8 protein-coding genes are annotated in these 10,480 nt (G+C 44.5%); 4 read left to right on the top strand and 4 right to left on the bottom strand.

The genetic code is table 11. The annotated features are described in order from the left end of the window. Positions 1 to 73: 73 nt before the first annotated feature. The 3 genes from EPX21_RS17145 (at position 74) to EPX21_RS17135 (ending at position 4,960) form a co-directional block, all read left to right on the top strand. Positions 74 to 1,168 (top strand): efflux RND transporter periplasmic adaptor subunit, encoded by a 1,095-nt coding sequence (locus EPX21_RS17145; protein WP_134090916.1) that lies wholly within the window; start codon positions 74 to 76, stop codon positions 1,166 to 1,168. Positions 1,169 to 1,297: 129 nt separating this feature from the next. Then, positions 1,298 to 4,465 (top strand): efflux RND transporter permease subunit, encoded by a 3,168-nt coding sequence (locus EPX21_RS17140; protein ID WP_134090915.1) that lies wholly within the window; start codon positions 1,298 to 1,300, stop codon positions 4,463 to 4,465. A 183-nt stretch (positions 4,466 to 4,648) separates the two neighbouring features. Further along, positions 4,649 to 4,960 carry a DUF3817 domain-containing protein gene (locus EPX21_RS17135; RefSeq protein ID WP_134090914.1) on the top strand — a complete coding sequence of 104 codons (312 nt, stop codon included), beginning with the start codon at positions 4,649 to 4,651 and terminating at the stop codon, positions 4,958 to 4,960. A gap of 229 nt (positions 4,961 to 5,189) precedes the next feature. Here the strand turns inward: EPX21_RS17135 and EPX21_RS17130 are convergent, their stop codons facing one another. The 4 genes from EPX21_RS17130 to EPX21_RS17115 all read right to left on the bottom strand — a co-directional run bounded on the left by EPX21_RS17130 (position 5,190) and on the right by EPX21_RS17115 (position 9,208). Further along, on the bottom strand, positions 5,190 to 5,579 hold the full coding sequence (locus tag EPX21_RS17130; RefSeq protein WP_134090913.1) for an acyl-CoA thioesterase: 390 nt from the start codon (positions 5,577 to 5,579) through the stop codon (positions 5,190 to 5,192). A gap of 105 nt (positions 5,580 to 5,684) precedes the next feature. Next, a complete protein-coding gene (gene lpdA, locus EPX21_RS17125; protein WP_134090912.1) occupies positions 5,685 to 7,088 on the bottom strand; it encodes a dihydrolipoyl dehydrogenase in 1,404 nt (467 codons plus the stop codon). A gap of 238 nt (positions 7,089 to 7,326) precedes the next feature. Then, a complete protein-coding gene (locus EPX21_RS17120) occupies positions 7,327 to 7,869 on the bottom strand; it encodes a plastocyanin/azurin family copper-binding protein (RefSeq protein ID WP_134090911.1) in 543 nt (180 codons plus the stop codon). 169 nt (positions 7,870 to 8,038) lie between these two features. Next, on the bottom strand, positions 8,039 to 9,208 hold the full coding sequence (locus tag EPX21_RS17115; protein WP_134090910.1) for a hypothetical protein: 1,170 nt from the start codon (positions 9,206 to 9,208) through the stop codon (positions 8,039 to 8,041). Positions 9,209 to 9,636: 428 nt separating this feature from the next. Here EPX21_RS17115 and EPX21_RS17110 point away from each other — a divergent pair, with 428 nt between their 5' ends. Continuing rightward, a complete protein-coding gene (locus EPX21_RS17110; protein WP_134090909.1) occupies positions 9,637 to 10,359 on the top strand; it encodes a head GIN domain-containing protein in 723 nt (240 codons plus the stop codon). Positions 10,360 to 10,480 lie beyond the last annotated feature (121 nt).

Raw genomic sequence — 10,480 nt, 5'->3', positions numbered from 1 at the left:
CAAGAGAAATTAACAAAAATGTAAACGGCTCCGAAAAAATAGTGGCCTAGAAACTTGTAATTTATTAGAGTATATGAAAAGAATCATTTTTACGCTACTTATTGTCCTCGGTATCTTGGCGGTAATCGCCTGGGTATTGACTAATAACAAAAAGGAGAACCAGGCCAAAACGGATATTGTTGCAAAGGGCACTGGCGCTGTTGTCGTCCGTACCACCTCTGCCGCAAAATCGGCCATCAACCTCGATTTTTCAGCCAATGGAAACTTCGCAGCCTGGCAAGATTTGAGTTTATTAGCCGAAAATAGCGGTCGGGTTACCCGAATTTTGGTCAATGAAGGAACACCGGTTAATCGCGGACAAGTATTAGCTCGGATAGACGACGAATACCTCACGCTGGATCTAGAAGCTGCTGAAGATGCGCTGACGAAATTAAAGACCGACCAGCAGCGCTACGAAAGTTCTTTCAAAACCGGAGGGGTTACCAAAGCGCAGCTCGATGAGATCAATCTGAATGTACGTAATGCAGAAAATAAACTGCAACAAGCGAAACGTAGACTGGCCGATGCTTTTATTAAGGCCCCTATATCCGGTATTATCAACAAGCGCAATATCGAGGTAGGCACTTACGTGTCGCCCGGCACACAGCTTTTCGATATTGTTGATGTTTCCCGTTTGAAATTACTAGTTAATGCAAACGAATCACAAGTGGTAAACTTAAAAGTAGGCGACCCGGTTACCATTACAACAACAGTGTTTCCAGACAAAAAATTTACCGGAAAGATTTCCTTCATCGCGGCTAAAGCCGATAATACCTTGAATTACCCAGTGGAAATAGAAGTAGCAAATACAGGCGGCCAAGTACTGAAAGCAGGTATGTACGGTACCGCTACTTTTGATCTGCCGGAACAGCAACCCACCATTGTTATACCGCGAAGCGCCTTTATAGGAAGCGTAAGCAGCAATGAAATATTTGTACTGCAAAATGGGAATATCGCTCGCTTACGGAAAGTAACTGCAGGCAGAATTTTAGGAGAACAGGTGGAAATTATAGACGGACTGGAAGAGGGCGAGACCGTTATTACGAGCGGTCAAATAAATCTGGTTGACGGCACGGAAGTAAAGCCACAAGCAACCGAGAATGCGCAAAAAGAGGAAAGCGCTAAGTAATTGCTTTAAAAATAAATTATTCAAATGAAATCTACATGACTTACCCATCATGAAAAGAAATGAAATAAGTCATGTAACCTGCCTGCGGTAGGCAGGGCTTCATTGCCTTTTAAAAACAATTTATCCACCATGAAAATTGCTGAAATATCTATAAAGCGCCCTTCAATTGTTATCGTAGTATTTACAGCGCTAACTTTGCTGGGAATTATAAGTTACCTTTCGTTGAACTACGAAATGCTTCCTAAGTTTAGTCCGGGCGTTGTATCAATTTCAACCATCTACCCTGGTGCTTCTCCAAACGAAGTCGAAAATACGGTCACCAAGAAACTGGAAGACGCCGTTTCTTCCATGGAGAACATCAAGAAGCTGGAAGCGACTTCTTTTGAAAGTCTGTCGGTTATCACCATTACCTTAACCAGCGATGCAGACGTCGATTACGCAATCAATGATGCGCAACGCAAAGTGAATGCCGTATTATCGGATTTACCCGATGATGCCGAAACCCCTTCCTTAGCGAAGTTCTCTTTGGACGACTTACCGATTGTTACCCTCTCCGCCACTGCTAATATAGATGATGCGGAATTTTTTGACTTGATAGACAAACGCATCCAACCTATTGTCTCACGCGTAAACGGCGTAGCACAGGTAAATTTGGTGGGCGGACAAGAACGGGAAATCCAGGTAAACCTAAATGCTGCCAAATTGGAGGCTTATAACTTGTCGGCACTGGACGTCCAACAGATTATCTTAAGTTCGAATCTCGATTTTCCCACCGGAAGTGTTAAAACGCGAAATCAAGACATCATTATCCGGTTAGCCGGTAAGTACCGATCTGTCGAGGAACTCAGAAGTTTGGTGGTCAGCACGGCCAGTGACGGCGCCCAAATACGGCTGCAGGACTTGGCGGACGTACAGGACGCCCAAAAGGATGTTGAGAAGATCGCTCGCGTAGACCGAAGCAGCGCCATCATCCTTCAGATCATTAAAACCTCCGACGCTAATGCCGTGAAGGTGAGCGAAGGCGTGCGCGCGATTATCGACCGCCTCGAGGCCGACTATACAAAAGAGAACTTAAAAATACAGGTCGCAAATGATACTTCCGAATATACCCTTGAATCTGCCGATGCGGTTGTACACGACCTTTTTTTAGCGATTCTTCTGGTAGCCGTTGTCATGCTCTTTTTCTTACACAGCTTACGGAACGCGGTGATCGTTATGGTAGCCATACCGGCCTCTTTAATTGCCACCTTTATCGGCATGGAGCTCTTTGGCTTTACATTAAACCTCATGTCTTTACTGGGCTTATCCCTGGTTGTCGGCATTCTCGTCGATGATGCCATCGTGGTAATCGAAAATATTTATAGGCACATGGAGATGGGTAAAAACAAAGTGAGGGCCTCCTACGATGCGACGAAAGAGATCGGCTTTACCGTAGTTTCTATCACCATGGTTATTGTCGTGGTATTTTTGCCCATATCGATCAGTACGGGCCTGGTGTCTGATATTCTAAGAGAGTTCTGTGTGGTGGTTATGATATCAACCTTGTTAAGTTTGCTCGCTTCTTTCTCGATTGTCCCTTTACTTACCTCGCGTTTTGGCAAGCTGGAACGCATCTCGAACCGAACTCTTATCGGACGCTTCGTACTCTGGTTCGAAAAACAGCTGCATCGTTTTACGAACTGGGTTACGGACGTATTAAACTGGGCGCTCGATCATAAAGCCATTACCTTGGTGACCGTATCACTCCTGCTGGTCTCTTCATGCGGATTGACTTTCGGCGGCTTTATCGGAGCGGAATTCTTTGCGCAGGGAGACAGAGGTGAATTTTTGGTACAGATAGAGCTCCCCAAAGATGCTTCCATTGAACAGACCAATCAAATGACTCGTAAGGCGGAAGATTATCTAACAAACAAAAAAGAAATTGTTTCGCTAATTACCACAGTTGGTCAGTCGAGCGACAACTTAGGCGCCGATCAGTCAACCGCCTATAAAGCAGAAATTACCGTGAGGCTGGTACCTAAAGACCAACGGAGCGATGCCTCCAACATCTACGCCGCCAAGCTGAAAGGAGAAATCGAACATTTACTGGTAGGTGCAAAGGTTAAAACCGTACCGGTAAGTATTTTAGGGATGGCCGAACAAGCACCTATTGAGATGGTTGTAACCGGCTCGGACCTAGACAGCGTGTTGGCTTATGCAGAGAAAGCACGCGCCTTATTAGCTGAGGTGCCGGGTGCTGCCGAAACAAAATTATCAGTAGAAAGTGGCAATCCGGAAATTACCGTGGAGGTAGATCGCGATAAGATGACGGCGCTCGGCTTGTCTCTCCAAAGTGTCGGAGGAACCATGCAAACGGCATTCAACGGCAATACCGACGGAAAATACCGCCAAGGCGAATATGAATATGACATCAATATCCGCTTTGGAGATTACGACCGCAAAAATATAGACGACGTAAAGAACCTTTCTTTTTCGAATAAAGATGGTAAGTTGATCAAACTCTCACAGTTTGCGGAAGTAAAAGAAGGGTCAGGACCGAGTCAGCTTGAACGCAGGGATAAGAGCACCTCGGTTAAGGTTCAGTCACAGGCGGTAGGTCGCCCGTCTGGAACGGTGATCCAAGAATTTGAAGAAAAAATGCAACAGCTGCCTCGGCCCACCGGCGTGAATTACGTCTGGGGCGGCGATATGGAAAATCAAGAGGAAGGTTTTGGCTCGCTGGGTATAGCGCTCATGGTATCCGTACTGTTAGTTTATTTCATTATGGTTGCCTTATATGACAGCTTTATCTATCCCTTAGTCGTGATGTTCTCCATCCCACTTTCCGTAATCGGAGCTTTGTTAGCCTTGGCTTTGACCAATAATTCACTGAACATCTTTACCATTTTAGGGCTGATTATGCTTATAGGTCTGGTTGCCAAAAATGCCATCATCCTGGTCGACTTTACAAACCAAATGAAAGCAGAAGGCAACAGTACACGGCAGGCTTTAATCTACGCCAATCATGCACGTTTACGCCCCATTTTGATGACTACCATAGCCATGGTAATCGGGATGCTTCCCATTGCCCTCGCCGCCAGTGCAGGTTCAGAGTGGAAAAACGGGTTGGCTTGGGTCATCATCGGCGGCTTAATCAGTTCGCTGTTCCTCACCCTGATTATCGTTCCGGTCGTTTATCAGGTTGCCGATAATATACTCCATCGCTTCGGATGGGATAAAAAGGGCACACCGATAGAAGATCTCATGGTGGCGGAATATGAGCACAAAGACGTAAAAGAATACGAAAGTAACCATTAAAGCGGCACAGTGCCCGGGCTTGGTGAAGGGGAGTCGAAGCATCTATATGTTAATCGACGTCCTCTTTGCTTCCGCCTATACGACCAGTCGTCATAAATAAGTAAAACCTCGATAAAGAACTAACAATCAACTGCTACATATCCTACCTTTGCCTCTAGCTTAACAAAAAACTAACATACACAAATGTCGGCAGGTACAGCAGTTAATAAAAATACGGTTCGCAGATTTCAAAAAATAGCGCTTTTCGAAGGAATTTCTTTTATTCTATTGGTATTTATAGCCATGCCTTTGAAGTATTGGGCCGATTTTCCCCTGGCTGTCAAGTACATGGGCTGGCTACACGGCGTTCTCTTCATCGCCTATGTATTTGCGCTGATCCAATGCTGGACCGAGTATAGTTGGAAATTTGGAAGGGTGATCGTGTTTTTCGTTGCCTCTCTATTACCCTTTGCTCCATTTTTTGTCGAAAAGAAACTGCAGTCAGAAACACATTAAGGGTATAAGCAATCATCAAGACGGGGTTAAGACGGGTTAACGCGTCGTCTTGGTTCACGAAGCACAACCTACTCAAGCTGCAAGCAGATACAGCGAGGAAGTTGGAAAACACCTTAAAGGCCTTCAATCAACAATACAACAATAGGATGATTAACGATCAGCTGGTTTATTGACCTTTTGATTCGTATATAACCTGAGATCGGATATTGCTTTGCAGAGATGGCGACCGTTAAGGCCGGTCGCCCGCAAAAGCGTATGTAATTTCCGTTTTTCCATGAGGGGCAGGATTTCCGCTCTCATCGAGATTTACGAACACCAGCTTATCGATGGTGAGAATACTCTTCCTGGTGATTTTGTTCCGTACTTCACAGGTGAGTGTAATAGACGTGTTTCCGAAATGCGTAGCCTGGATCCCCAATTCTATGATATCGCCTGCTGTTGCTGAACTCACGAAGTTGATCTCCGAGATGAACTTTGTAACTACTTTGGAATTTCCCAATTGTACAATCGCATAAATAACCGCTTCTTCATCGATCCACCGCAACAACGTGCCGCCAAACAGCGTTCCGTTCGGATTCAAATCTTCGGGTTTTACCCATTTCCGTGTATGAAAATTCATGTGTTAAAGCGTAAGGTATAAGGATAAAGGCATGAGGCATAAGGCGTAAGGTATAAGGCGATGGTGCCATTTACCGTAAACCTTACACCCTACGCCTTTTACCTATTAAATGTGAATAGCTCTATTACCTGTAGCGGCTAAAGCAGCTTCTTTAAATGACTCCGTGAAGGTAGGATGCGCATGGCAAATACGTGCGATATCCTCAGCGGAAGCGCGGTATTCCATTGCCACAACGGCTTCTGCGATCATATCGGCTGCCCGCGGTCCAATCATATGAACGCCGAGAATTTCGTCGGTACTGGCATCAGCCAACACTTTAACAAAACCTTCGAGATCCATGCTGGCACGCGCTCTTCCACTTGCTTTGAACGGAAAAGAGCCGGCTTTATACTTTACGCCGTCCTTCTTCAGCTGCTCTTCCGTAGCGCCCACACTGGCAACCTCGGGCCAAGTGTATACAACGCCGGGAATAAGATTATAATTAATATGCGGTTTTTGTCCTGCGATTAATTCTGCTACATAAACGCCTTCCTCTTCTGCCTTGTGTGCAAGCATGGCACCGCGAATAACATCACCTATTGCATAAATACCTGCTACCGGTGTTTCTAAATGTTCATTCACAGGAACCTTTTTACCCCTTTCTTCCAACTTAATGCCTACAGCTTCCAGGTTAAGGCCCTCGGTATAAGCGGTACGTCCTACCGCCACCAAACAATAGTCGCCTTCAACGGTCACCGGATTTCCTTTTGCATCTTCGGCAGTTACTGTTACCGTTTTTCCCTTTACGCTCGCACCGGTAACTTTATGGCTCAGCAAAAATTCGAAGCCTAGGCCTTTCAGCGACTTCTGCAATTCTTTACCTAACCCTTTATCCATCGTCGGGATAATAGAATCAAGGTATTCAATAACCGTCACTTTAGCGCCCAAACGCGCATATACTGAACCAAGCTCTAAACCGATCACACCGCCACCGATCAATACGAGGTGTTTAGGCACTTCCGTAAGGTTTAAAGCTTCCGTTGACGTGATGATTCTCTTTTTGTCAATCGTTAGGAACGGCAAAGAAGCAGGCTTTGAACCGGTCGCGATAATTACATTTTTTGTAGTGATCTCTTCTGTTGATTGGTCGTCTTTGGTAATTTTGATCGTATTTTTATCAACAAAAGAGCCGACACCTTGATAAGTAGTTACCTTGTTTTTTTTCATCAGGAAGGTAATACCATCCGTTGTTTGCTCTACTACGCCATTTTTACGTTTCACCATTTGTTTCAGATCAACCTTTAAATTGCTTAAGTTGATACCGTGTTCCGCAAAATGTTTATTCGCATTGTGATAATGTTCGCTCGAGTCGAGCAGTGCTTTCGAAGGGATACATCCTACATTTAAGCAGGTTCCCCCTAACGAACTATATTTCTCAATGATGGCGGTCTTTAACCCTAGTTGGCCACAACGGATCGCGGCTACATAGCCTCCAGGTCCGCTGCCTATTACTACGACGTCGTATTGCATGGATATATTTATTTTCTTATCAATTTACAGAAACAGCTATCGATTCCATCCTTTATACTCAAAGATATGATGTCAAACGTGATCGATAGTCAAAGGTAAAAATTCTCAAAGCTAATTCCTTACAAAAGCGCGATTTGAATGATAAAACTTAAATAAAATTGACTTTCTTTTTGGCTATAGAAAGAAAAAGCCCTGCAAAGATGATCCTTACAGGGCTGTTCGATTATTCTTTAGCTTTTTATTCCGCTACGATTTTGCCCTGCATTGTTCCCCAATGCCCGGGAAAACTACAGATAAATTCGTACACGCCTGCTTTAGGTAGTGTAAATTCGATTTCGTCGGTTTGACCGGGGCCTAAAAGTTTGGTGTGCGCGATGATAGAAGAAGCAAAAGTTGAAGGAATGTATTCATCATCCTTCGCTTTGAAAGCTTCGCCGCCAAAAGCAGCAACATCTGTCCCTTGATCCAACACAACCGCATTGTGTCCCATTGACTCAATCGGCTGTTCACCAACGTTCTTTAATGTCAGCTTCACCTTTTCTCCAGCTTTTACCTTAAACAAATCTTTATCGAATCGCATATCGTCAGAAGCCTGAAGCTCAATGTGGCTGGTAACCTGTACATTTTCTATACCAGGAACGCTCGCCGCCGGAGTTTCAGCAGGTGTACTCGAAGCAGCTGTTTCTTCATGTTCGTGGCTAGTACTGTTGTTTTCTCCACCTCCACAAGCTGCTAAAAACAATGCCGCCGCAAGAGCCGGCACGATAAATACTTTCTTCATTTCTTTTCTTTTTTGTTTTTCTTATTAGCTAATTACAAACTTATTAATAATTTATCAAAATCCTTCGCTTCTCTTGAAATTGTATAAAGCTATAAGCGTTAGGCCGTAGGCCATAGCTAACCGGCAACTGACAACCGGCAACTGACAACCGGCAACCGGCAACTGACAACTAAAGAACCGGATGGCGCTCGAAGGGCTTTGTACGATCAAAAAGGTACCGATAGGTATGATGGGTTTTGTAAACGCGCGCCCCTATCTGTTGTGCTAAATTCATCATCTTCGGGTTAAAGTCGCCTATCCAGTTCATTTGCAACTCCTCATAGCCCGTCTTCGCTTTTTTACCTACAATCACCCGGGCAGATTCCATTACTAAACCAACTTCAACCCCTTTACGTTGATGTGCCGGCACCACGCCGAAAACAATACCAAACAACGTCTTGCAACGTTTAAACCATTTATTCCACAGGAGGATCAGCAATCCCTTTAACCCGACTTTCCCTTTCACATACTTAACGACAAGCTGGTTTACATCCGGAATACTGATAAAAAAGCCAACGGCCTCCCCTTCGTAATAAGCAAACCATAAGCCTATCGGATCGATGATGGATTTCAGATCCTTCATCAGTTTATTTGCCTGCATCTCCGTCATTTCACCGATGCCGTCATGGTTGACCCAAGCTTGATTGTAGACCGTTCTGAACTGCTGGGCAGCGCGCGCCAATTCATTTCGCTTTATGTAATCAAAATGGTAACCCTTCATACCCAGAATTCGTTTGGCCTTTGCAGCGTACCGATCTTCAATTTTCTCATCAGTTAGTCGACGGTAGGTATACTGCTTAAAATATACCTGGAAGCCGTATGCTTCAAAAAGCCTTTGGTAATACGGCGGATTGTAGTTACTGCAATAACAGGGCTGCACAAAACCATCCACCAACAGTCCCCACCAGCGTTCCCGACTTCCGAAATTGATAGGGCCGTCCATCGCTTCCATTCCCCGCTCCATTAGCCATCCTTTTGCCGTGTCAAACAATTGGAAAGCGGCCTTTTCATCATTGATGCATTCAAAAAAACCACAGCCCCCGGTTGGCTGTGCATAGTTTTTAGCGGTTACTTGGTCAAAAAAAGCCGCAATACGCCCAATCACCGTGCCGTTGTCATCAAACAACAACCACCGACAGCAATCTCCAATTGAAAACAGTCCGTTTTTTTGTGGATTGAATACATTCTCCACATCATCGTCTAAAGGTCGTATATAGTTTTTATCGGCAGCGTATAAGGATAAAGGCATCTCCAAAAAAACTTTTGCCAGCGAAGGGGTATCTACCTTTTTAATTTCCATTCTTTCTCTTGTACGTCTATCAAAATCAGCCAAGACGCTTACATCTTCTCTATGGAGACAACCTATTCTTTGTTTCGGTATATCCAGGTGAATGATGGGTTGTAAACATAAGCTGGTTAAGGCACTTACTTTATCTGTATAAAGTAAAAAGATACAATATTTGTTTTGACGCAAACTTAAATAAATTGCTCTTATGGGCAAAAAGCGCTCATGGAAATAAAGATAAAAAAAATGCAACGTTTTCCTACCTTGTGCGTCTTATTATAAAAGCTTGGTTGGAATCTGGATGGTGCAGTGGAATTAAGATAGGCCTTGGACACGACAGATTCGAAATCCAACCTAGCTATTATAACAAAGCTGCTTGGATGCAAAAACGTGGGGGCAGCTCCCTACTTTAAAACAATCTCACATTTAAATAAATTACGCAAATGAAAAAGTTACTAGGATCGCTCGGATGGCTGACCATATTACTGCCCTTTATGTGTATGGGCATTGCGCACGCAACATTGTTAAACCGGCTTGACAAGGAGAGTCGGGATGTAAGCGGCTTTAACAGCATACAGAATAATGGCAGCTTTCATGTATTTGTTAAAATAGGAAGTACCGAGTCGCTCGAGCTAGAGGGCGATCCGGATGTGCTGCAGCAGATTGAAACGGTAGTAGAGCAAGGAGCACTAAAAATCCGTATGAAAAAAAACCTGAAGTTGTTTTCAATGAATACCGGCCGGGTATCGGTATATATTACGGCGAAGCAACTGACCGGGCTATCGCAGAGCGGTTCAGGCAAAATTGAAGTGGCCAATCCGATTACCTCGTCCGAACTGAACACCAAAGTAAGCGGATCAGGCAATATCACTTGCACCGCCAAGGTAAAAGACTTTGCCGCCTCCGTTAGTGGTTCCGGACAGATCGATGTGCAGGGCTCTACCGAGAACAACGATATCCGAATCAGTGGATCTGGAAAATTCAACGGTGCCAAATTAACCGCCAATAACACAAACGTACATATAAGCGGCTCGGGCGATGCCTATATTTTTACCAATCAAGAGCTTAATGCCAAAATAAGCGGCTCCGGATCCGTCCGCTACGCCGGTAGCGTGAAAAGTGTAAATGCCAGCACTTCGGGATCCGGTAAAGTAAGGAGGTTATAGCTTAAAGGGGGAAGGTGTAAGGTGTAAAGGGTAAGAGAGTAGTGTCTTGTCCTGATATAGGTTGACAGTTTATTATTTACAAACTGACAAGCATGATGGCGAAATTACAGAGAATGACCGT

It is taken from the genome of Olivibacter sp. XZL3 (assembly GCF_004368405.1).
GTDB lineage: Bacteria > Bacteroidota > Bacteroidia > Sphingobacteriales > Sphingobacteriaceae > Olivibacter.
Note: the sequence above shows the minus strand (reverse complement) of the source record. Positions and strands in the feature narration are given on the sequence as shown.

Coding starts and splice junctions, on each gene's coding strand:
- EPX21_RS17145 (WP_134090916.1), top strand. CDS start 74: ATGAAAAGAATCATTTTTACGCTACTTATTGTCCTCGGTATCTTGGCG.
- EPX21_RS17140 (WP_134090915.1), top strand. CDS start 1,298: ATGAAAATTGCTGAAATATCTATAAAGCGCCCTTCAATTGTTATCGTA.
- EPX21_RS17135 (WP_134090914.1), top strand. CDS start 4,649: ATGTCGGCAGGTACAGCAGTTAATAAAAATACGGTTCGCAGATTTCAA.
- EPX21_RS17130 (WP_134090913.1), bottom strand. CDS start 5,579: ATGAATTTTCATACACGGAAATGGGTAAAACCCGAAGATTTGAATCCG.
- lpdA (WP_134090912.1), bottom strand. CDS start 7,088: ATGCAATACGACGTCGTAGTAATAGGCAGCGGACCTGGAGGCTATGTA.
- EPX21_RS17120 (WP_134090911.1), bottom strand. CDS start 7,869: ATGAAGAAAGTATTTATCGTGCCGGCTCTTGCGGCGGCATTGTTTTTA.
- EPX21_RS17115 (WP_134090910.1), bottom strand. CDS start 9,208: ATGGAAATTAAAAAGGTAGATACCCCTTCGCTGGCAAAAGTTTTTTTG.
- EPX21_RS17110 (WP_134090909.1), top strand. CDS start 9,637: ATGAAAAAGTTACTAGGATCGCTCGGATGGCTGACCATATTACTGCCC.